Source organism: Salmonella sp. SAL00653, from assembly GCF_046552515.1.
In the GTDB taxonomy this organism is placed as follows: Bacteria; Pseudomonadota; Gammaproteobacteria; order Enterobacterales; family Enterobacteriaceae; genus Salmonella; species Salmonella enterica.
On the sequence record NZ_JBGDTY010000001.1, the window covers coordinates 435,581 to 457,625 of the forward strand.

Annotated in this window: 23 protein-coding genes; 11 read left to right on the top strand and 12 right to left on the bottom strand. The window is 52.3% G+C overall.

The window, feature by feature from the left end; genetic code table 11:
- Positions 1-31 precede the first annotated feature (31 nt).
- Positions 32-1,744, top strand: a complete 1,713-nt coding sequence (locus tag ACLJRU_RS02195; RefSeq protein ID WP_001540187.1) for an alpha,alpha-trehalase — start codon at positions 32-34, stop codon at positions 1,742-1,744.
- A gap of 62 nt (positions 1,745-1,806) precedes the next feature.
- Here the strand turns inward: ACLJRU_RS02195 and ACLJRU_RS02200 are convergent, their stop codons facing one another.
- Positions 1,807-2,061, bottom strand: a complete 255-nt coding sequence (locus ACLJRU_RS02200) for a GlsB/YeaQ/YmgE family stress response membrane protein (protein ID WP_000511319.1) — start codon at positions 2,059-2,061, stop codon at positions 1,807-1,809.
- A 168-nt stretch (positions 2,062-2,229) separates the two neighbouring features.
- Here ACLJRU_RS02200 and ycgR point away from each other — a divergent pair, with 168 nt between their 5' ends.
- On the top strand, positions 2,230-2,964 hold the full coding sequence (gene ycgR / locus ACLJRU_RS02205; RefSeq protein WP_000017417.1) for a flagellar brake protein YcgR: 735 nt from the start codon (positions 2,230-2,232) through the stop codon (positions 2,962-2,964).
- A 13-nt stretch (positions 2,965-2,977) separates the two neighbouring features.
- Here ycgR and emtA read toward each other — a convergent pair whose 3' ends face one another.
- A complete protein-coding gene (gene emtA, locus ACLJRU_RS02210; protein WP_000776974.1) occupies positions 2,978-3,589 on the bottom strand; it encodes a membrane-bound lytic murein transglycosylase EmtA in 612 nt (203 codons plus the stop codon).
- A gap of 171 nt (positions 3,590-3,760) precedes the next feature.
- Here emtA and ldcA point away from each other — a divergent pair, with 171 nt between their 5' ends.
- Together ldcA and ACLJRU_RS02220 are read left to right on the top strand one after the other, a co-directional pair.
- A complete protein-coding gene (gene ldcA, locus ACLJRU_RS02215; protein ID WP_023234995.1) occupies positions 3,761-4,669 on the top strand; it encodes a muramoyltetrapeptide carboxypeptidase in 909 nt (302 codons plus the stop codon).
- A gap of 102 nt (positions 4,670-4,771) precedes the next feature.
- Entirely contained in the window at positions 4,772-6,505 is a 1,734-nt protein-coding gene (locus ACLJRU_RS02220; RefSeq protein ID WP_038394001.1) for a potassium/proton antiporter, read from the top strand.
- A gap of 62 nt (positions 6,506-6,567) precedes the next feature.
- Here ACLJRU_RS02220 and dadX read toward each other — a convergent pair whose 3' ends face one another.
- Together dadX and ACLJRU_RS02230 are read right to left on the bottom strand one after the other, a co-directional pair.
- Positions 6,568-7,638: a catabolic alanine racemase DadX gene (gene dadX / locus ACLJRU_RS02225; RefSeq protein WP_000197906.1), complete on the bottom strand. Its 1,071-nt coding sequence runs from the start codon at positions 7,636-7,638 to the stop codon at positions 6,568-6,570.
- A 13-nt stretch (positions 7,639-7,651) separates the two neighbouring features.
- A complete protein-coding gene (locus tag ACLJRU_RS02230; RefSeq protein ID WP_023234996.1) occupies positions 7,652-8,950 on the bottom strand; it encodes a D-amino acid dehydrogenase in 1,299 nt (432 codons plus the stop codon).
- A 322-nt stretch (positions 8,951-9,272) separates the two neighbouring features.
- Between ACLJRU_RS02230 and ACLJRU_RS02235 the strand changes: the two genes are divergently transcribed.
- Positions 9,273-10,805 carry a SpoVR family protein gene (locus tag ACLJRU_RS02235; RefSeq protein WP_000190831.1) on the top strand — a complete coding sequence of 511 codons (1,533 nt, stop codon included), beginning with the start codon at positions 9,273-9,275 and terminating at the stop codon, positions 10,803-10,805.
- Between the two features lie 46 nt (positions 10,806-10,851).
- On the opposite strand, the gene fadR is transcribed toward ACLJRU_RS02235, so the two are convergent.
- Entirely contained in the window at positions 10,852-11,571 is a 720-nt protein-coding gene (fadR, locus tag ACLJRU_RS02240; protein ID WP_000234827.1) for a fatty acid metabolism transcriptional regulator FadR, read from the bottom strand.
- A gap of 219 nt (positions 11,572-11,790) precedes the next feature.
- Here fadR and nhaB point away from each other — a divergent pair, with 219 nt between their 5' ends.
- From nhaB to ACLJRU_RS02255, 3 genes are all read left to right on the top strand, one after another.
- Positions 11,791-13,335, top strand: a complete 1,545-nt coding sequence (gene nhaB / locus ACLJRU_RS02245) for a Na(+)/H(+) antiporter NhaB (RefSeq protein ID WP_000406438.1) — start codon at positions 11,791-11,793, stop codon at positions 13,333-13,335.
- Between the two features lie 141 nt (positions 13,336-13,476).
- The gene (gene dsbB / locus ACLJRU_RS02250) at positions 13,477-14,007 is read left to right on the top strand and encodes a disulfide bond formation protein DsbB (RefSeq protein ID WP_000943475.1); all 531 of its coding nucleotides are present in this window, start codon (positions 13,477-13,479) and stop codon (positions 14,005-14,007) included.
- Positions 14,008-14,115: 108 nt separating this feature from the next.
- Positions 14,116-14,457, top strand: coding sequence for a DUF1971 domain-containing protein (locus tag ACLJRU_RS02255; RefSeq protein WP_000018967.1), 342 nt, complete (start codon positions 14,116-14,118; stop codon positions 14,455-14,457).
- Positions 14,458-14,527: 70 nt separating this feature from the next.
- Here ACLJRU_RS02255 and ACLJRU_RS02260 read toward each other — a convergent pair whose 3' ends face one another.
- From ACLJRU_RS02260 to ACLJRU_RS02280, 5 genes are all read right to left on the bottom strand, one after another.
- Positions 14,528-14,701: a GnsA/GnsB family addiction module toxin gene (locus ACLJRU_RS02260; protein WP_001083582.1), complete on the bottom strand. Its 174-nt coding sequence runs from the start codon at positions 14,699-14,701 to the stop codon at positions 14,528-14,530.
- A 192-nt stretch (positions 14,702-14,893) separates the two neighbouring features.
- Positions 14,894-15,031, bottom strand: coding sequence for a hypothetical protein (locus ACLJRU_RS02265; protein WP_001540194.1), 138 nt, complete (start codon positions 15,029-15,031; stop codon positions 14,894-14,896).
- 351 nt (positions 15,032-15,382) lie between these two features.
- Positions 15,383-15,829: a YcgN family cysteine cluster protein gene (locus ACLJRU_RS02270; protein WP_001285703.1), complete on the bottom strand. Its 447-nt coding sequence runs from the start codon at positions 15,827-15,829 to the stop codon at positions 15,383-15,385.
- A 92-nt stretch (positions 15,830-15,921) separates the two neighbouring features.
- The gene (locus ACLJRU_RS02275) at positions 15,922-16,581 is read right to left on the bottom strand and encodes a fumarylacetoacetate hydrolase family protein (protein ID WP_001519895.1); all 660 of its coding nucleotides are present in this window, start codon (positions 16,579-16,581) and stop codon (positions 15,922-15,924) included.
- A 49-nt stretch (positions 16,582-16,630) separates the two neighbouring features.
- Positions 16,631-16,924: a YcgL domain-containing protein gene (locus ACLJRU_RS02280; RefSeq protein ID WP_001525604.1), complete on the bottom strand. Its 294-nt coding sequence runs from the start codon at positions 16,922-16,924 to the stop codon at positions 16,631-16,633.
- Positions 16,925-17,049: 125 nt separating this feature from the next.
- Between ACLJRU_RS02280 and minC the strand changes: the two genes are divergently transcribed.
- The 3 genes from minC to minE are packed head-to-tail and all read left to right on the top strand — an operon-like array spanning position 17,050 to position 18,863.
- Positions 17,050-17,757 (top strand): septum site-determining protein MinC, encoded by a 708-nt coding sequence (gene minC, locus ACLJRU_RS02285; protein WP_000072527.1) that lies wholly within the window; start codon positions 17,050-17,052, stop codon positions 17,755-17,757.
- A 23-nt stretch (positions 17,758-17,780) separates the two neighbouring features.
- Complete coding sequence (gene minD / locus ACLJRU_RS02290; protein WP_000101047.1) at positions 17,781-18,593, top strand: septum site-determining protein MinD; 813 nt, start codon at positions 17,781-17,783, stop codon at positions 18,591-18,593.
- A gap of 3 nt (positions 18,594-18,596) precedes the next feature.
- On the top strand, positions 18,597-18,863 hold the full coding sequence (gene minE / locus ACLJRU_RS02295) for a cell division topological specificity factor MinE (protein WP_001185666.1): 267 nt from the start codon (positions 18,597-18,599) through the stop codon (positions 18,861-18,863).
- 121 nt (positions 18,864-18,984) lie between these two features.
- Here the strand turns inward: minE and rnd are convergent, their stop codons facing one another.
- Together rnd and fadD are read right to left on the bottom strand one after the other, a co-directional pair.
- Positions 18,985-20,112 (bottom strand): ribonuclease D, encoded by a 1,128-nt coding sequence (gene rnd, locus ACLJRU_RS02300; RefSeq protein WP_023236775.1) that lies wholly within the window; start codon positions 20,110-20,112, stop codon positions 18,985-18,987.
- Between the two features lie 71 nt (positions 20,113-20,183).
- Positions 20,184-21,869: a long-chain-fatty-acid--CoA ligase FadD gene (gene fadD, locus ACLJRU_RS02305; protein WP_001540195.1), complete on the bottom strand. Its 1,686-nt coding sequence runs from the start codon at positions 21,867-21,869 to the stop codon at positions 20,184-20,186.
- Positions 21,870-22,045: the final 176 nt, after the last annotated feature.

Genomic DNA, 22,045 nt, shown 5'->3' on the forward strand with positions numbered 1-22,045 from the left:
GGCTTTGGCTCACCGCTAAGGAGATAACTTGATGATACCCCCAGAGATTCGCCGTTCTGTTCTACTGCAGAAAGCCATAAAACTGGCGCTGGCAGGGACGCTGCTGACGTTTGCATCGTTTTCGGCGACTGCCGCAGACCCGTCTTCCGACACTGAAACTCCGCAGCCGCCGGATATTTTGCTTGGCCCGCTCTTTAATGATGTCCAGAATGCAAAACTCCTCCCCGATCAGAAAACCTTTGCTGACGCCATACCTAATAGCGATCCGCTCATGATTCTTGCGGATTATCGTATGCAGCGGAACCAGTCCGGCTTCGATTTACGTCATTTTGTTGATGTTAACTTCACCCTGCCGAAAGCGGGTGAAAAATATGTCCCACCTGCCGGGCAGTCATTGCGTGAACATATTGATGGCCTGTGGCCGGTGCTGACCCGTTCAACTAAAAACGTCAAAAAGTGGGACTCGCTCTTGCCGTTGCCTGAATCCTATGTCGTGCCGGGTGGGCGATTCAGAGAGATTTACTACTGGGACAGCTATTTTACGATGCTGGGGCTGGCGGAAAGCGGGCACTGGGATAAGGTGGCGGATATGGTGGCGAACTTTGGTTACGAAATTGACGCCTGGGGGCATATTCCTAACGGCAACCGTACCTACTACCTGAGTCGTTCGCAGCCGCCTTTCTTTGCGTTTATGGTTGAGTTACTGGCGCAACATGAAGGTGACGATGCGCTGAAAGAATACCTGCCGCAACTGCAAAAAGAGTACGCCTATTGGATGGAGGGCGTTGAGACATTGCAGCCAGGGCAACAAAACCAACGCGTCGTCAAACTGGAGGACGGCAGCGTTCTCAACCGCTACTGGGACGATCGGGATACGCCCCGCCCTGAATCCTGGGTTGAAGATATCGCTACCGCCAAAAGCAACCCCAACCGCCCGGCAACGGAGATCTATCGGGACCTCCGATCTGCCGCCGCCTCCGGCTGGGATTTCAGCTCCCGCTGGATGGATAATCCGCAGCAGCTCAGTACCATTCGTACCACCACGATTGTCCCTGTCGATCTTAACGCTCTGCTGTATCAGCTGGAGAAGACCCTCGCCCGCGCCAGCGCTGCGGCGGGCGATCGGGCCAAAGCCTCGCAATATGACGCGCTGGCCAACGCGCGGCAAAAAGCCATTGAAATGCATCTGTGGAATAACAAAGAGGGTTGGTATGCCGACTACGATCTGCAGAACAATAAAATCCGTGACCAACTCACCGCTGCCGCACTGTTCCCGCTCTATGTAAACGCCGCCGCGAAAGATCGCGCCGCGAAAGTGGCGGCGGCGGCCCAGGCGCATCAGCTACAGCCTGGCGGGCTGGCTACCACCTCGGTTAAAAGCGGACAGCAATGGGATGCGCCAAACGGCTGGGCGCCGTTACAATGGGTCGCTGCCGAAGGATTGCAAAATTATGGGCAGGATGACGTGGCAATGGAAGTCACCTGGCGCTTTTTAACCAATGTGCAGCACACCTACGATCGCGAGAAAAAACTGGTCGAAAAATATGACGTCAGCAGTACCGGAACCGGCGGTGGCGGCGGCGAATATCCCCTTCAGGACGGCTTTGGCTGGACCAACGGCGTGACGCTGAAAATGCTCGATCTGATTTGTCCGCAGGAAAAACCGTGCGATAGCGTACCGTCTACTCGTCCGGCATCGTTAAGCGCAACGCCGACAAAAACGCCGTCTGCAGCGACGCAGTAACGCGTGTTTATAGTAGGTTGACCCGGCGCTGACCGGGTCAACGCTTACACGTTCTGCAGCGGTTAGCCGCGTCGCAGAAGGCGGAAAATCACCAGCACCACAATCGCGCCCACCACGGCGACCAGGAAACTGTGCAGATGAAAGCCGCTGATACTGCCGCCAATACCAAACATCGTCGCCAGCCATCCGCCAACGACCGCCCCGACGATACCGAGAATACAGGTCAGGATAAATCCCCCGCCATCGCGCCCCGGCATAAGCAATTTGGCGATAACGCCGGCAATCAAACCAAAAATAATCCAGGCGATAATTCCCATTTGCAAACCCTCTTTCCAGTAAAAACGTTTTAAGTATAGGCAAAGTCGAGCGTCGCATTTCTGAACACTGATTTATCTCGCGGACATAAAAATTTATTTATCGCTATTAAGTTCTTTCTACTGATGCCGATAACCCAACGATAGTCTGCGTATCAGGGGTTATTTCGTGTGAGTGGTTACAATGAGCAGTTCCTGAAAAAAAATCCATTAGCGATATTAGGCGTGCTACGGGATTTAAATAAAAATCAGGTTCCACTGCGTATTTCATGGGCGCATGGTCAATTCATCAGTAAAATTTTGGCGGTAGACCCGGAAAAACTCATCGTGGATTACGGCAGCCAGGAATATGAAAATAGCGCCGTATTACGTGCCGGGCAGGTAGCCATTATCGCAGAAACGCAGGGCGCAAAAGTCGAGTTCACGTTGCCGCAACTCGTTACAGGCGAATATCAGCGGCTGCCGGCCTTTATCACGCCCCTGCCGTCGTCACTGTGGTTTGTCCAGCGCCGGGAGTATTTTCGTATTGGCGCGCCGCTGTATCCGCCTTATTACGGCGTCACCACGCTACCGGACACCCGTACGTTACGTTTTCGCCTGTTTGATCTTTCCCTGGGCGGCATGGGCGCGCTACTGGAATCCGCCATCCCCGACGGACTAATCGAAGGCGCGCGCTTTTCGCAGGTTGAACTGAACATGGGGCCATGGGGGATTCTTCACGTTGACGCCCAGCTTATCGCCATCAGCGAGCGTAAAGTGATTGATGGGAAAAATGAAACGATCACCACTCCCCGCCTGAGCTTTCGTTTCCTTAACGTTAGCCCGGCGGTGGAGCGGGAGTTGCAGCGGATTATTTTTTCGCTTGAGCGCGACGCCCGAGAAAGAGCGAATAAAGTGCGAGAATAATCTTCACGCTAAACTACATGGCGTCCAGCGCCTGCTGAAGCTTCCAGATATAGCGCGGCGCCTGCGGCGCGGGATGATTATCAACAACATGTTCAAAAAACTCGTCAGCATCCAGATCGTTAATTTTTTCTATCGCCTTCTTCCTGTCGGATGAAAAAGTACGCAATAACGCGCCTGCGCCGTTAGCATAAGAGACGACCAGCGCATATTGCATCACCTGCGGATCTTTGATGCCGGCCAGCGGCCCATTTTCCAGAATGCTCAGATACGCCGCGCCCATTGAGATGTTACGCTCAGGGTTTTTCAGCTCGCTGGTGGTCGGTTCGCCACGCCAGCCCATACGACGGTAAACGTCGCGCCCGGAGGTCGACGCCTTTAACTGCATCAGGCCAATCGCATTGGATTTACTGACCGCGTTAGGGTTGCCGCCGGATTCAATGGCGATAATCGCGGTGATTAAATGCGGATCAACCCCCCATGCCGCCCCGGCTTTTTCACTGATGGGCATCCACTGCATCGCACGCTTTACAGGCACTTCGGCATTCCACGGCGGATTCCTGTAATCCTGTTTTGAGCTACAGCCAGCCAGTATTACTACCAAAAAAGCAAACCATCTTAATTTCACGTCATCTATCCTTATAGCCGTAACTTATCTGCCGAAGAGGTTATAACCGCCCCGGCCAGGCACTTAGATTGCCTCCCTGGTGCGCATCCAGAAACGTCGCACAACGAGGGACATCGCCTAATATATGCGGCATGATATACATTTGCATTCTATTGTCAGCAAGGAATTACCATGTCTCTGTTTCATTTAATCGCCCCCTCGGGCTACTGTATTAACCAACAGGCCGCGTTACGCGGCGTTCAGCGCCTGACTGACGCGGGCCATCACGTGGAGAATGACGAGGTGATTCGTCGCCGCTATCAGCGTTTTGCCGGTACGGACGCGGAACGGCTGGCCGATGTTAATTCGCTGGCCTCGCTAACTTCGCCGGATACGATCGTCATGCCGGTTCGCGGCGGCTATGGCGCCAGCCGCTTGCTGGATCGTATCGACTGGCAGGCGCTCGCCTCCCGGCAACAGTGCGATCCCTTACTGATTTGCGGTCATAGCGATTTTACGGCGATTCAGGCTGGACTCCTGGCGCAGGCCAATGTCATCACCTTTAGCGGTCCTATGCTGGCGGCAAATTTTGGCGCCGAAACGCTGAATACGTTCACCGAGCAACATTTCTGGCTGGCGCTACGCAAGGCGCAATTTACCGTAGAGTGGCAAGGCGACGGCCCTCAGTGCGACGTACAAGGCACCTTATGGGGCGGAAATCTGGCGATGTTGATTTCCCTTATCGGTACGCCCTGGATGCCGACTATCGATAAAGGAATTTTAGTGCTGGAAGATGTCAATGAGCATCCTTTCCGGGTGGAGCGTATGCTTTTGCAACTGGAGTATGCCGGAATTTTAAACCGCCAGAGCGCCATCGTTCTCGGCAGCTTTAGCGGCGCGGCGCCCAACGAGTATGACGCCGGCTATTCTCTGGAGAGCGTCTACGCGTTTTTACGTTCCCGTCTGTCCGTTCCGCTGATTACCGGTCTCGACTTCGGGCATGAACAGCGTACGGTAACGCTCCCTATCGGGGCAAACGCAACGCTTAAAAATACGCGCCAGGAGACTCAACTCACTTTATCTGGTCATCCTACGCTGTAATTGTAAAAAAAGTCCCCGACAGGCTAAGTAAAACGCTGCCCTGGCCGTTATTATGTTAATGTTAAATAATACGAAGTCGTGTGAGTCAGGAGATATAAAACGTTGGATGCTGCAACAATTATTAGTCTATTTATTTTAGGTTCCATCCTTGTAACCAGCAGTATCCTGTTAAGTTCATTCTCATCGCGACTGGGTATCCCGATTCTGGTCATTTTTCTCGCCATTGGGATGTTAGCGGGTGTGGATGGCATTGGCGGTATTCCTTTCGATAATTATCCTTTCGCTTATATGGTCAGTAACCTGGCGCTGGCGATTATTTTACTCGATGGCGGCATGCGCACCCAAGCCAGCTCTTTCCGGGTAGCGCTGGGCCCCGCGCTGTCGCTGGCGACGCTCGGCGTACTGATCACGTCGGGGTTAACAGGTATGATGGCCGCCTGGCTGTTTCATCTGGATCTTATCGAAGGTCTGCTCATTGGCGCGATAGTCGGTTCCACTGACGCCGCAGCGGTCTTTTCTCTGCTTGGCGGCAAAGGGCTAAACGAACGTGTAGGCTCCACGCTGGAGATCGAATCGGGAAGTAACGACCCGATGGCCGTTTTTCTGACCATTACATTAATTGAGATGATCCAGAAACACGAAACCGGTCTGGACTGGATGTTTGCCGTCCATATTATCCAGCAATTCGGTCTCGGTATTGTTTTTGGCCTGGGCGGCGGTTACCTGCTACAGCAGATGATCAACCGTATTTCTCTGCCCAGCGGCCTGTATCCGATGTTGGCGCTCAGCGGCGGTATTCTGATTTTTGCCTTGACGACCGCGCTTGAAGGCAGCGGCATTCTCGCGGTCTATCTGTGCGGATTCCTGTTAGGAAACCGCCCGATTCGCAACCGTTACGGCATCCTGCAAAACTTTGACGGACTAGCCTGGCTGGCGCAGATCGCGATGTTCCTGGTTCTGGGGCTGCTGGTGACGCCTTCCGATCTGTGGCCGATTGCCGTCCCTGCGCTTATTCTCTCTATCTGGATGATTTTCTTCGCCCGCCCGCTGTCGGTGTTTACCGGCCTGCTGCCATTTCGCGGCTTCAATCTTCGGGAGCGCATTTTCATCAGTTGGGTCGGACTGCGCGGTGCGGTGCCGATTATTCTCGCCGTTTTCCCGATGATGGCCGGGCTTGAAAACGCTCGCCTGTTCTTTAATGTCGCTTTCTTTGTGGTACTGGTGTCGCTGCTCCTGCAGGGAACATCGCTGTCATGGGCGGCGAAGAGAGCCAAAGTGGTCGTGCCTCCGGTTGGCTGGCCAGTATCGCGCGTGGGGCTTGACATCCATCCTGATAATCCGTGGGAGCAATTCATTTATCAGTTGAGCGCCGACAAATGGTGCGTCGGCGCGGCGTTGCGCGACCTGCATATGCCGAACGAAACCCGCATTGCCGCGCTATTTCGCAATAATGAACTGTTTCACCCCACGGGTAGCACTCGCCTGCAGGAAGGCGACGTACTCTGCGTGATTGGCCGGGAGCGCGATCTGCCAGCGCTGGGCAAATTGTTTAGCCAGTCGCCGCCGGTTTCGTTAGATCAGCGTTTCTTTGGCGATTTTATCCTCGAAGCGAATGCGAAATTCGCCGACGTGGCGCTTATCTACGGGCTGGAAGAAGGAACGGAATACCGGGATAAACAACAAACCCTGGGTGAAATCATACAGCAACTGCTGGGCGCTGCGCCGGTCGTCGGCGATCAGGTGGAGTTTGGCGGCATGATTTGGACGGTAGCTGAAAAAGAAGATAACGTGGTACACAAGATTGGGGTACGCGTCGCCGAAGATGAAGCAGAATAAGGTCGCCGGACAACGTCGACCCGCCCCCAGGTGGACCGGTCGACGCCTTAGCCTGAGTCAGGTTACGTTGTCACAAACGGCACGCGCGGCGCTACGGCGCACAGTAGCTCATAGCCCAGCGTACCTGCCGCAGAGGCGACATCATCGACCTTAATTTCTTTGCCCCATAATTCAACCGGCGTGCCGATTCCCGCCTGCGGACACGGCGTCAAATCCACCGCCAGCATATCCATTGAAACGGTGCCTACTGTTCTGGTACGGATACCGTCCACCAGCACAGGCGTCCCGGTCGGCGCATGGCGTGGATAGCCATCGGCATAACCCGCCGCGACGATGCCAATGCGTTGTTCCTGAGTCACAGAATACCTTCCGCCATAGCCTACCCTTTCACCCACGCTCAACGTCTGCACGCCAATAATTTCGCTACTCAGCGTCATCACGGGTTTTAGTCCGGTATCGGCAATATCCCGCCACTGTCCTGACGGCGACGCGCCATACAAAATAATGCCTGGCCTGACCCAGTCATAATGCGCCTGGGGATGCCACAGCGTCGCTGCCGAATTTGATAACGAGTATGCACACTGCAGGCCTTCCGTCGCCAGCGCAATACGCCTCATCGCCTCCCCGATACCTTCCGGATGATCGGCCTGAGCAAAATGTGACATCAGGGTCATTTCACCGACATTGCGCATTGCCCGCAATTGCTGCCAGACGGTCTGCGCCCGCTCAGGCTGAAAACCGAGTCGGTTCATGCCGCTGTTGACTTTGACATAGATATCCAGCGGCGCGTTAAGCCGCGCATTTTGCAGCGCTTTCAATTGCCAGTTACTGTGGATGCAGGTGGTCAGCCGATAAGTGTCATACGCCTCCAGGTCTTGCGCATGGAAAAACCCCTCCAGCATCAATATCGGCCCTTTCCACCCGCGCTCACGCAGGGTAATCGCCTCTTCAAGGTTGAGCATAGCGAAACCATCTGTGGCGCCCAGCGCGCTCCACACGCGTTCAATACCGTGGCCGTAGGCGTTGGCTTTCACTACCGACCAGACGCGCGCCTCTGGGGCCGCCCGGCGCACAATAGCCAAATTTTGTTTCATTACCTGTAAATCAAGGCTGGCCTGTATAGGGCGGGTCATTTCACTTCCTTTATCAGTTATGCGCGCTATGCAAACGTTGCGGGCGGGTGGGCGTAAAATCGGAACGGTATCGCGCCACGCTCAGATCGTCGTAGGGTATCGCTGGCGTACGACCCGACAAGATATCGCTTAACAACTGGCCTGAACCGCAGGCCATCGTCCAGCCTAAGGTGCCGTGTCCAGTATTAAGCCACAGATTTTTATAACGGGTACGTCCTACTACCGGCGTGCCGTCCGGCGTCATGGGGCGCAGGCCGGTCCAGAATGTGGCCTGCTCAATATGACCGCCGCGCGGAAAGAGATCGCGCACAACCATCTCCAGCGTCTCGCGGCGCGGTTGCAGTAAGTCGGTATTAAAGCCCACGATTTCTGCCATTCCCCCCACGCGAATACGCTTATCAAAACGCGTAATAGCGATTTTGTAGGTTTCATCAAGAATCGTTGATACCGGCGCGCCGTCTGGCTCGACGATTGGGATGGTTAATGAATAGCCTTTCAGCGGATACACCGGGATATCAACAATGCCTTTAAGCATCGCCGTCGAATACGATCCAAACGCCATAACATACGCATCTGCTTTAATGATCTCATCGGCGCATTTCACGCCGTAAATCTGATCATTTTCGTACAGTAATTTTTCCACGGGAGTATTAAAGCGAAAGGTTACGCCCGCCTGCTCCGCCATGCGCGCCAGACGCTGGGTAAAGAACTGACAGTCCCCGGTTTCATCATTCGGTAAGCGCAGTCCGCCGGTTAATTTATGCGCAACCTCAGCCAGAGCGGGTTCAACTTCCGCCAGTCGGCTGGCTTCCAGGAGCTGATACGGCACCCCGGCATCTTCCAGCACGGCGATATCACGGGTGGCGTTCTCATACTGTTGCGCGGTGCGAAAGAGTTGCAGCGTTCCCCCCTGGCGGCCTTCATATTCGATACCGGTCACGGCGCGTAGCGTTTTCAGACAGTCGCGACTATATTCCGCCAGACGCACCATGCGGCCTTTATTTTCCATATAATGCCGGGTATCGCAGTTACGCAGCATTTGCCACATCCACTTCAGTTGAAACGGGGTGCCATCCAGACGCACCGCCAGCGGCGCATGGCGCTGGAACATCCATTTTATCGCCTTCAGCGGTACGCCAGGGGCCGCCCAGGGCGCCGCATATCCCGGTGAAATTTGTCCGGCATTCGCCGCGCTGGTTTCTTGCGCCGGGCCGGATTCGCGATCGATGACGGTGACATCATGCCCCGCCTGACTCAAATACCAGGCGCTGGTCACGCCAACTACGCCACTCCCCAGGATGACAACTCGCATAGCCACTCCGTTAATAGTAAAAGAACAATCTTCTGATTACATCTTGATAACCCAGATGAAAATATTATTCAACATATGACTTTTTTATGGTGACGTGCTTCACATATACCCTAAAGACAAGCGATCCCACTGGTTTGGGATCTCCTGCTACGCGGCATGGCTATACAGCATAAAATGATGCCAATACCCGTTTTTTTGCCGTTCAGATTGGAGGAAATCGCAAAGAAAAGTTTTCACGATCAAGTCGTTTTTTAACATGGTGTTCTATGCTTGAAAGGAGGCGCTCCATACAGAGAGCGTCGCCAACAATGAGGGTGCGCGAATGGCAACGATTGATTCCATGAACAAGGACACCACACGTTTGAGCGATGGACCCGACTGGACATTTGATCTGCTGGATGTCTATCTGGCAGAGATAGACCGCGTGGCGAAACTCTACCAACTGGATACTTACCCGCACCAAATTGAAGTCATCACTTCCGAACAGATGATGGACGCCTACTCCAGCGTCGGGATGCCGATCAACTATCCACACTGGTCGTTTGGCAAAAAGTTCATTGAGACGGAACGTCTGTATAAGCATGGTCAACAAGGACTGGCTTATGAAATTGTGATCAACTCTAATCCCTGCATTGCCTACCTGATGGAAGAGAACACCATCACCATGCAAGCGCTGGTCATGGCGCACGCCTGTTACGGCCACAACTCCTTTTTTAAAAATAATTATCTCTTCCGGAGCTGGACGGATGCCAGCTCTATCGTCGATTACCTGATTTTCGCCCGGAATTACATTACCCGCTGTGAAGAACGCTACGGAGTGGATGAAGTAGAAAAACTGCTCGACTCCTGCCACGCGCTGATGAATTACGGCGTCGATCGCTATAAGCGCCCGCAGAAAATCTCGTTGCAGGAAGAGAAAGCGCGACAAAAAAGCCGGGAAGAGTATCTACAAAGCCAGGTGAATATGCTGTGGCGCACGCTGCCAAAACGCGAAGAAGAAAAAACGGTCGCCGAAGCACGCCGCTTTCCCGCTGAACCGCAGGAAAACCTGCTCTATTTTATGGAGAAAAACGCCCCGTTGCTCGAGCCGTGGCAGCGCGAAATTCTGCGCATCGTGCGTAAAGTCAGCCAGTATTTTTATCCGCAGAAACAGACGCAGGTCATGAACGAGGGCTGGGCGACCTTCTGGCACTACACCATCCTGAACCATCTGTATGATGAAGGCAAAGTGACGGAACGCTTTATGCTGGAGTTTTTACACAGCCATACCAATGTCGTATTTCAGCCGCCCTATAATAGCCCCTGGTATAGCGGAATTAACCCCTATGCGCTCGGCTTTGCCATGTTCCAGGATATCAAACGTATTTGTCAGTCCCCCACGGATGAAGATAAATACTGGTTTCCGGATATTGCCGGTTCCGACTGGCTGGAAACGCTGCACTTCGCCATGCGCGATTTTAAAGATGAAAGCTTTATCAGCCAGTTCCTGTCGCCAAAAGTGATGCGTGATTTCCGTTTCTTCACGGTACTTGATGATGACAGGCATAATTATCTGGAGATCTCCGCCATTCATAACGAAGAAGGTTATCGGGAGATTCGATCAAAACTGTCGTCACAGTATAACCTGAGCAACCTGGAGCCGAATATTCAGGTCTGGAATGTGGATTTACGCGGCGACAGATCGCTGACGTTGCGTTATATCCCGCATAACCGCGCACCGCTGGATAAAGGCCGCAAAGAGGTGCTGAAACATGTGCATCGGTTATGGGGCTTTGATGTGATGCTGGAGCAACAAAATGAGGATGGCAGCGTAGAACTGCTGGAGCGTTGTCCGCCGCGCATGAACATGCTGTAATCGAGATGCTGCCCGGTAGTGTTTGCGCTTACCGGGCATCGCGGGATTATCGTCCCTGAATCGCTAAATCGCCGGGCAGATTTTTCTGCATCCGATGCCAAATCTCGCCGCTGTCATGCCCGTAACGTCGCACCGTTTCATACACCTGGTCGTGCGCGCCCTGCTCGCATAACGACGATAATTTATGATAGAAACCCAGTGCCAGACTGCGCGCTTCCGAATTGGCGAAATAGTGGCGACCAATGCGGGTGTATAACCCTTTCATGCCGTTCAGGATCAAGCCGTAAATAGGATTGCCGGAGGCGAATGCCAGACCACGAAAGATGTTATAGTCCAGATCGGCGAATGCATCGGCATGGTCGGCCACTTCGTGGGCAGTGGCCAGCACTTCCTGCGCCTTATCCGGGTGTTGACGCAACGCGGTACGAATAAAGATAGTAGAAATATTGGTACGCACCGACAACAAATTGTCGATCAGTTGCGGAACGCTTTCATGATCAAGGCGGGCCAGCGTTTCAAGGATATTCAGCCCTGACGTTTCCCAAAAATTATTAACCTTTGTCGGTTTGCCATGCTGAATGGTCAGCCAGCCATCTCGCGCCAGCCGCTGTAACACCTCGCGTAATGTCGTGCGCGTCACGCCGATCAGTTCGGAGAGTTCTCGTTCTGCCGGTAAGATCGTGCCAGGAGGAAAGCGGTTATTCCAGATACTTTCAATAATATACTCTTCCGCGAAACCCGCCGGGCTCTGCGCCTTAATGACCATAGTGAGATTTCCATTACACAGCAAAACATAGTTGTACTCATCATACCAGACGGGCGTAACACCTGATAGCGGACGCAATGAAGAAAAAGGGGATCAAGGCACCATTTCTGATATCGCCTGCCAATATCGTTAAGGACTTGCTTGCATTCGTCGCGCTCGCTACTCTCTGTGTTTAAACATAAAAACGCTATTTCATTTTTCTAGGTAAGGAAAAATTTCATGGAGATCTCATGGGGTCGCGCCATGTGGCGCAACTTTTTAGGCCAGTCGCCCGACTGGTACAAACTGGCACTACTTGTCTTTTTAATTGTTAACCCATTTATTTTCTTAGCTAATCCCTTTATTGCCGGTTGGCTGCTGGTGGCAGAGTTTATCTTCACTCTGGCGATGGCGTTAAAGTGTTACCCCCTGCTGCCCGGCGGGTTACTGGCCATTGAAGCCGTTATCATCGGTATGACCAGCGCCGCCCATGTACGTGAAGAGGTTGCCGCCAACCTGGAAGTCTTGCTGCTGCTGATGTTTATGGTGGCAGGCATCTACTTTATGAAGCAGTTATTGCTGTTTATTTTTACCCGTCTGTTACTCAGTATCCGCTCGAAGATGGTTCTGTCGCTGGCCTTTTGCGTCGCCGCCGCATTCTTGTCGGCTTTCCTTGACGCGCTTACCGTCGTTGCGGTGGTGATCAGCGTCGCCGTCGGTTTTTACGGGATTTACCATCGTGTGGCCTCATCGCGCGGCGAAGAGAACGATATGCTGGACGACAGCCATATCGATCCGCATTACAAAACGGTGCTGGAGCAATTCCGCGGATTCTTGCGTAGCCTGATGATGCATGCAGGCGTGGGGACGGCGCTGGGCGGTGTCATGACCATGGTCGGGGAGCCGCAAAACCTGATCATCGCTAAAGCGGCTGGCTGGCATTTCGGCGACTTCTTTTTGCGGATGTCGCCTGTCACCGTCCCGGTACTGGTATGTGGACTGTTAACCTGTATGCTGGTCGAGAAAATGCGCTGGTTTGGCTATGGCGAAACGTTGCCCGAAAAAGTCCGCGACGTCTTGCAGCAATTCGACGATCAAAGCCGTAAGAAGCGCACCCGCCAGGATAAAATTAAACTAATAGTCCAGGCGGTTATTGGCGTCTGGCTGGTTACCGCCCTCGCCCTCCATCTCGCGGAGGTGGGACTGATTGGTCTGTCGGTCATTATTCTGGCCACCGCGTTAACGGGTGTCACCGATGAACACGCCATCGGCAAAGCGTTTACCGAGTCGCTGCCGTTTACTGCGCTGTTAACCGTTTTCTTCTCCATTGTGGCGGTTATTATCGATCAACATCTTTTCGCGCCGATTATTCAGTTCGTCTTGCAAGCCTCTGAACACGCGCAGCTAACGCTGTTCTATCTCTTTAACGGCCTGTTGTCCTCCATCTCAGATAACGTCTTTGTCGGCACCATTTATATCAACGAAGCGAAGGCGGCAATGGAAAACGGCGCTATCAGCTTAAAACAGTTTGAGCTGTTAGCTGTGGCCATCAATACCGGTACTAACCTGCCATCGGTAGCGACGCCAAATGGTCAGGCGGCATTCTTATTCCTGCTGACCTCCGCGCTGGCGCCGTTAATCCGTCTCTCCTATGGCCGTATGGTCTGGATGGCGTTACCGTACACTATCGTACTGACCCTGATAGGGCTACTGTGCGTCGAATTCACTCTTGCGCCGGCCACCGAATGGATGACTCAGGCAGGATGGTTAGCAACGCTTTCGTAACGTTTGGCCGGGCAATACACCGCCCGGCTCCGATTTTTGCCTGATAATTATCCAATTACACATTATTTCATTTCCCGCTAGTGGCGCACGAATTGAATTGGTTTACACTGCGGTCTCTACGCATGTTGCAGGGAAATTATTATGTTGCGATTTTTAAACCAGTGCTCACGGGGTCGGGGCGCATGGTTACTGATGGCGTTTACCGCCCTGGCGCTGGAAATGGTGGCGCTGTGGTTCCAGCACGTCATGTTACTTAAACCTTGCGTGCTATGTATTTACGAACGTTGCGCCCTGTTTGGCGTGATGGGCGCGGGTCTGGTCGGCGCAATAGCGCCGAAAACGCCGCTGCGATACGTGGCAATGGTTATCTGGATTTACAGCGCCTGGCGGGGTCTACAACTGGCGTATGAACATACGATGATTCAGTTGCATCCCTCGCCGTTCATGACCTGTGACTTTATGGCGCGCTTTCCAGACTGGTTACCGTTGGGTAAATGGCTACCGCAGGTGTTTGTGGCATCCGGTGATTGCGCCGAGCGCCAGTGGTCGTTTTTAACGCTGGAGATGCCGCAATGGCTGTTGGGGATCTTTGCCGCTTACCTTGTGGTGGCGATAGCCGTCGTCATAGCCCAGGCATTTAAGCCTAAAAAACGCGACCTGTTCGGTCGTTGATACACACGCTCCTTCGGGAGCGTTTTTTTTGCCCGAAGCGTTGTTTGCCAGTGATTAAAAGGTGTATATTAAATACATCTTTTAATCACCACATCAGGGAGATGTCTTATGTCCCACTTACGCATCCCAGCAAACTGGAAAGTTAAACGCTCTACCCCCTTTTTCACCAAAGAGAATGTTCCGGCGGCACTGCTCTCTCATCACAACACAGCGGCAGGCGTTTTCGGACAACTCTGCGTGATGGAAGGCACCGTGACCTACTATGGCTTTGCGAATGAAACCGCGACAGAACCAGAAGTGAAAGTGGTGATTAATGCCGGGCAATTCGCCACCAGTCCGCCGCAATACTGGCATCGGGTAGAGCTGAGCGATGATGCGCGGTTCAACATTCATTTTTGGGTAGAGGAAGACCATCAGGGCGAGGAAATGTATCAACAGAAAAAAGCCTGACATCGGTAAACCAGTCACCACTGGGCGGGTCCCGCCCAGTAGCCAGGTGATTAATGGCGCTAATTAAACGCTAGAGTAGTTTAATTTTAACGTGGTATCCCTCAAGCCCTTTCATCGTTTCTCGCGGCGCGAACTCTATTTCGGAAACCTCTTGCCCGGTTTTCTTCCGTAGTTCGGCAACCTTTTTGCTAATGAGTGCCGCGATTTCCTCTTCTGCTTTATGTGTCAACTCTTCGCTGTTCATTGATTTCCTCCTTTGAACTCGCAAACGGCTAAGCGCAAATAAGACAGTGTCGTCATGGACGCGCTACTATTTTAACGTACAAAAAATTATAGGCTATCTTTCTGAGGATTATCAGGATGTTTCGCTTTAGAAGATGTAAAAAACCGCCTGGCGCAGACGGTGCATCAGGCGGTTGGTTAATAGCACAAGACGCTATCTACGAGGATCTTCAACCTCATTCTGGGTATCCGGGTCGAGAGGATCGTCTCCCTCTGGCGTGTCCGGAATATTTTCACCAGGAAGCGGGTCATCCTCTGGTAATGGATCGACTAAATCAGGACGTTCAGACATAAAGCCTCCAACGAACCATAGTTATTAAAGATACCCTACAGCACTACTTTTGGTTTTTCTTTGGATTTTTTCCTTCGTCTTCGGGTGTCTTATCAGGCTTCCTGGGCTGATCCTTTGAAACGCGCAACGGTTGGTTATTCATGGGGTAACTCCTCAGGATAGGCAGCGATATACTGCTTTGAAAGTATAGAGTCGCCGCCATACGTGCGCGAGCGCAGCGACAAGGCGCGTGAGGGAGGAATAGAAGGCGGTGATAACGCCAGGTGACGGAATTTGCACGCAATTCCTGGTTTCAGGGGCCGCCCGGCGTAAATTAAAGAATTGTAAACAATCAGCCGTTTTGCCGAAGACTTATTCTGCCCACGACGGTTTATTTAAAATATGATCCTGCCAGTCCCGTACTTCAGATTCTTTAACCGCGATATGACGGACAGAAATTCGCTCGCCATGCATAGCGGCTTTCGATCCAGTCAGCAGCGGATGCCACGTCGGCAAGGGCTTACCTTCCGCTAACAAACGGTAGGCGCAGGTCATCGGCAACCATTCAAAGTCTGGCAAGTTTTCGCGAGTGAGTTTGATACAGTCGGGTTCAAATTCAAAACGGCGTTCATAATGACGGCACTGGCACGTTTTGATATTTAATTGCCTGCACGCCACGTTGGTGAAGTAGATTTCATCTGTATCTTCATCCATCAGCTTATGCAGGCAGCATTGACCGCAGCCATCGCACAGCGACTCCCACTCGGCATCGGTCATTTCATCCAGGGTTTTACGTTGCCAGAAAGGTGTATCGCTCATTAAAGTATCCGCCATTGCACTAAAGCTGCACCTTATAACCAGTCTGGCCTGCAGATGCAAGTTTTACCACCGCTGAAGGCGGCAAGCAGATTTTACAGAACGCGGGTAGACAACGTTTCGCCATTAAAACGAATGTCCAGCTCATCGCCGCTTAATAATGGCCCCACGCCTGCCGGCGTGCCGGTTAGCACCACGTCCCCGGCTTTGAGCGTAAAATAGCGGCTCATATAGGCGATAAGGGGCACAATAGGATGAATCATATCCGCGGTCGACCCTTGCTGGCGAACCTCGCCATTAACGTTAAGTCCGATAACCGTATTTTGCGGATCGCCGCAGAAGGCCGCGACAGGGATGAAGCCTGAAATCGGACATGCGTTATCAAAACCTTTGGCTTTTTCCCAGGGCTGTCCGGCCTTTTTCATTTTCCCTTGAATATCGCGCAGGGTTAAATCAAGCGCCACGCCATAACCGGCTATCGCTTTACGTACATGATCTTCGGTCGCCTGGCGGAGCGTTGCGCCAATCAGCACGGCAAGCTCAACTTCATGATGAACAGCGCCCATATCCGCCGGAATCGCCAGCGGCTGGCGAATATCACACAATGCGGTTTCCGGCTTGATAAAAAGCACGGGTTCTTCCGGCGTCGCGCTGCCCATCTCCTTGATGTGATTTGCGTAATTACTGCCCACGCAGACCACTTTACTTACCGGGTAATCAAGCAAGGCGCCTTGCCAGTTACGATGTTGATACATATTTTCCCCTAAGATCATGATGGAATTCAGGCGCGGCGCCGAATACCGTTTAACGGTCAGCGGGCGACGTATTTTGTCCCACCGAAGAAAGATGTTGTTTCAGCAAATCTTCCGGCGGCGGCGGCAATTGTAAATAATAGCCCTGCTCGCTTAACGCCTGTTTTACTTTTTCGAGCTCGGCATTGACTAATTTTTTACGTCCATCAAGCGGCAGCATCATCGCTAACTGCGGCTGACCGAATCCTTTCATCAATGCTTCAGGCACCCGCGAAAAATCGTCTTTTTTTTCGACATACAAATAGGTTTGATCGCGCTTGCTACTTCGATAGATCACACAAAACATACTTTTACTCTGAATTAACGGGATGGTGACTTGCCTCAATATAATACTGACTATAACATGCCTTCTGGACTTCGGAATATCACTCCGTATCGGAGATGATAAATAGCAAATTGAGTAAGGCCAGGATGTCAAACACGCCAATCGAGCTTAAAGGCAGTAGCTTCACCTTATCAGTGGTTCATTTGCATGAAGCGGAACCAGAGGTTATTCGTCAGGCGTTAGAAGACAAAATAGCGCAGGCTCCTGCGTTTTTAAAACACGCCCCTGTCGTTATTAACGTTAGCGGTCTTGAAAGCCCGGTAAACTGGCCGGAACTGCATAAGATCGTGACCTCAACCGGCTTACGCATTATCGGCGTGAGCGGCTGTAAAGACGCCAGCCTGAAAGTAGAAATCGATCGGATGGGTCTTCCTTTACTGACTGAAGGTAAAGAGAAAGCGGTTCGGCCTGCGCCCGTTGAGCCGGCAACGCCCAGCGAGCCGCCGCAAAACGCTAATCCCATCACAAAAACGCGATTAATTGATGTTCCGGTTCGTTCCGGTCAGCGCATTTATGCTCCACAATGTGATCTGATTGTTACAAGTCACGTCAGCGCTGGCGCAGAGCTTATCGCTGACGGCAATATCCATGTCTATGGCATGATGAGAGGTCGCGCGCTGGCAGGGGCGAGCGGCGATCGGGAAGCGCAAATTTTTTGTACCCATCTGACGGCAGAACTGGTCTCTATCGCAGGTGTTTACTGGCTGAGTGATAAAATCCCGGCAGAATTTTATGGCAAAGCGGCGCGCCTGCGTTTAGCAGACAACGCTTTGACAGTTCAACCGTTGAATTGATCCCTTTTTAACAAGGAATTTTTATGGCACGCATTATTGTTGTTACTTCGGGTAAAGGGGGCGTTGGCAAGACCACCTCCAGCGCGGCCATCGCTACAGGTTTGGCCCAGAAGGGAAAGAAAACTGTCGTCATTGATTTTGATATCGGACTGCGTAACCTCGATCTGATTATGGGGTGCGAACGTCGTGTCGTTTACGATTTTGTAAACGTCATTCAGGGCGATGCGACACTGAATCAGGCGCTGATCAAAGATAAGCGTACTGAAAATCTCTTCATTCTTCCGGCGTCGCAGACCCGGGATAAAGACGCGCTAACGCGCGAAGGCGTCGCTAAGGTACTGGACTCACTGAAAGCGATGGACTTTGAGTTCATCGTTTGCGACTCGCCGGCGGGCATCGAAACCGGGGCGCTGATGGCGCTCTATTTTGCCGATGAAGCGATCATCACGACCAACCCGGAAGTCTCTTCTGTCCGTGACTCGGACCGTATTCTGGGTATTCTGGCATCGAAATCTCGTCGCGCAGAAAATGGCGAAGAACCGATTAAAGAACATCTCCTGTTGACGCGCTACAATCCAGGCCGCGTAAATAAAGGCGACATGCTCAGCATGGAAGATGTACTGGAGATTCTGCGTATTAAACTCGTCGGGGTGATCCCGGAAGATCAATCCGTACTGCGCGCATCGAACCAGGGCGAACCGGTGATTCTTGACGCCACTGCGGATGCGGGTAAAGCCTATGCAGATACCGTAGATCGTCTGTTGGGAGAAGAACGTCCTTTCCGCTTCATTGAAGAAGAGAAGAAAGGTTTCCTCAAACGCCTGTTCGGAGGATAAATTATGGCATTACTGGATTTTTTTCTCTCGCGGAAAAAGAGTACCGCTAATATTGCAAAAGAGCGGTTGCAAATCATTGTCGCGGAACGTCGCCGTAGCGATGCCGAACCGCATTATTTACCGCAGTTACGTAAAGATATTCTTGAGGTCATTTGTAAATACGTACAAATCGATCCGGAAATGGTTACCGTCCAGCTTGAGCAAAAAGATGGTGATATCTCCATCCTTGAACTTAACGTAACGCTGCCGGAAGCCGAAGAGTCAAAATAAGCTCTTTTATGGGAAAATTCCTGGATTAAAAAAGGCAGAAGAATCTGCCTTTTTTATTTTTTTACATTATTCCGAATACGGACATTTATTTCACTGGCCGTTTTCCCGGCAATTACCGTCGTTAACGCGGATACTCCTGCAACAGAAGAGTTAACTTCTCCGCCATCAGTTCGGCGCGCCAGCCGGAAATCAATTCCGGTTGCCCATTTTGCGGTTTTAATTTCCAGTGCCAGTTAAGCAACTGATTAATCTGCCGACGCGATGCCAGTAGCTCGCCGCTGACGTGATGCGACGCGCTCACCTCCGCCACCAGCGCTTTGATGGCCTTAAACGCTTTGCGATAGCCCGGCATGTCCATCAGATTCAACAGGGGTTCCGGCAATGCCTCTTCCGGTAACGCCTGTGCTTTCGCCACCAGCGATATCAACGTCTTGCCGTGAAAACGAATCTCGCTGCCGGAAAGCCCCAAGCTATCCAGCTCACCGAGACTGCCCGGCATATAACGCGCGACCGCCCACAGATTTTCTTCACGCACAACAAAGTTCACCGCCATATCGCGCTCACGCGCCTTACGCAGCCGCCAGTCAGCTAAAAGTTGCAGACAGGCTAACTGGGGGGTACGCAGTTGCCAGGCATTAGTGATATCCCGCCATGCTTCTTCCGGTGCCTGAATCTCCTGACGACGCTGCTGCATCAATCGGCATTCATCAAGCGCGGCAGGCAGCCATCCTGCGGCTTCAGTTTCAATCATCAGCTTTTTGGCGATCGGTAACAGATACCAGACATCCGCCGCCGCGTATTCACACTGACGTTCGCTTAAAGGCCGGGCTAACCAGTCGGTACGAGACTCGCTTTTATCCAGCGCCACGCCCGTATACTCTTCTACCATCGCCGCAAACCCCCACGACAGCGGGCGCCCGCAAAACGCCGCCAGAATTTGCGTATCAATCAGGGGTTCCGGCAGTTCGCCAAACGCATTCAGAAATACTTCCAGATCTTCGCTACCCGCGTGCAGAAATTTGGTGATTCCCGTATCGCGCAGCACCGCTTTTAACGGCGACCAGTCGCTGATGCCGAGCGGATCGATCAGGGCGACATTTGCCCCGTCAAATAACTGGATCAATCCTAACTGCGGGTAATAGGTGCGGGTACGGACAAATTCCGTATCTAAAGCAATAGCCGGACATGCGCGGACAGCCTCACACAGGCTCGCCAGCGCATCGTCCGTTTCAATCATTTGGTAATTCAAATCGTGTTCTCTTTGGTTCGCGCCAAAAAAACGCCGGCTTAACCGGCGTCTCTCGTTAGCTGACTTAACGCTCAGGCTTTATTGTCTACTTTGCCACGGGCTTCGTCACGCAGTTCTCGTCGTAAAATTTTCCCAACGTTAGATTTTGGTAATTCCTCGCGAAACGCGACCTGTTTGGGCACCTTATATCCGGTCAGATGGCGACGGCAGAAGGTGATCAACGCATCGTCAGTCAATGCCGGATCTTTCTTAACCACAAAAAGCTTCACCGCTTCGCCGCTACTACCGGAAGGCACGCCAACCGCCGCGACTTCCTGCACGCCAGAATGCTGCATCACCACATCTTCAATTTCGTTTGGATAAACGTTGAAACCAGAAACCAGAATCATATCTTTCTTACGATCGACAATCCGCAGAAAGCCGTCTTCATCCATAACCGCAATATCGCCCGTATGCAGCCAGCCATCTTTAATGATTTCATCCGTCGCGTCAGGACGCTGCCAGTATCCCAGCATAACCTGAGGGCCTTTCACGCAAAGCTCTCCGGCCTCACCCGGCGCGACTTCGTTATCATCGTCATCCACCAGTTTGGCTTCTGTTGACGGTACAGGCAGGCCGATACTGCCGCTGTGATAATCAATATCATGCGGGTTGACGCTCACCAGCGGGGCGCACTCGGTCAGCCCGTAGCCTTCCAGCAGGTATTGCCCGGTCAGCTTTACCCAACGTTCCGCAACGACGTTTTGCACCGGCATCCCGCCGCCGGCTGACAGATGCAGCGAAGAAAAATCCAGCTGTTGAAACTCTTTATTATTGAGCAGGGCGTTGAATAGCGTATTAACGCCAGTCATCGCCGTAAATGGATATTTCGCCAACTCCTTGACCAGACCGGGGATATCACGCGGATTGGTAATCAGCAGGTTTTGCCCACCCAGCTCGATAAAAAGCAGACAGTTCATGGTTAAGGCAAAAATGTGATACAGCGGCAGCGCGGTCACTACCAGCTCTTTCCCCGGGTGCAGCAGCGGCCCATAGGTTGCTTTCACCTGCTCCAGATTCGCCAGCATATTGCGGTGGGTCAACATCGCGCCTTTCGCCACGCCCGTCGTACCGCCGGTATATTGCAGGAAAGCCAGATCTTCAGCGATAACCTCGGGTTTGACATACTGCATACGGTAGCCATGCTGTAGCGCGCTGCGAAACGAGATCGCATCTGGCAAGTGGTATTTTGGCACCAGACGCTTGATGTATTTCACGACAAAGTTAACAACCGTACCTTTGGCGGTTGAAAGCTGGTCGCCCATCCGCGTCAGAATAACGTGCTGTACCGACGTTTTCTCGACCACTTTTTCCAGCGTATGGGCAAAGTTAGAAACAATAATGATTGCCGCCGCGCCGCTATCGTTAAGCTGATGCTCAAGTTCGCGCGGCGTGTACAGCGGGTTAACGTTCACCACAATCATGCCGGCGCGTAAAATACCAAATAGCGCGACGGGATACTGCAACAGGTTTGGCATCATCAGCGCCACACGGTCGCCTTTTTTGAGTCCCAGCCCTTGTTGTAAATAAGCCGCAAATGCCCGACTACGTTCTTCTAATTTACGGAAGGTCATTACCTCCCCCATATTGACGAACGCAGGCTGATCGGCATAGCGCGTCGCCGCATGTTCAAACAGTTCAACCAGGGATTGATAACGGTCAGGGTTGATCTCCGCCGGAACATCAGCAGGATAACGGTTAAGCCAAACCTTCTTCAATGCATCACCTCTAAAATGAGTGTTCGTCGTCATCACAACCCCAGTTAATAAACAAGTCGTTAACATTATATTAACTCAGCGTACCAGTTTATTAATTACGCAACTGAAAGGTTGCGAAGCGCGTCACTATTTATTTTTATTATGTCTCTATGAATGCAGAAACAGCGGACCAGCCG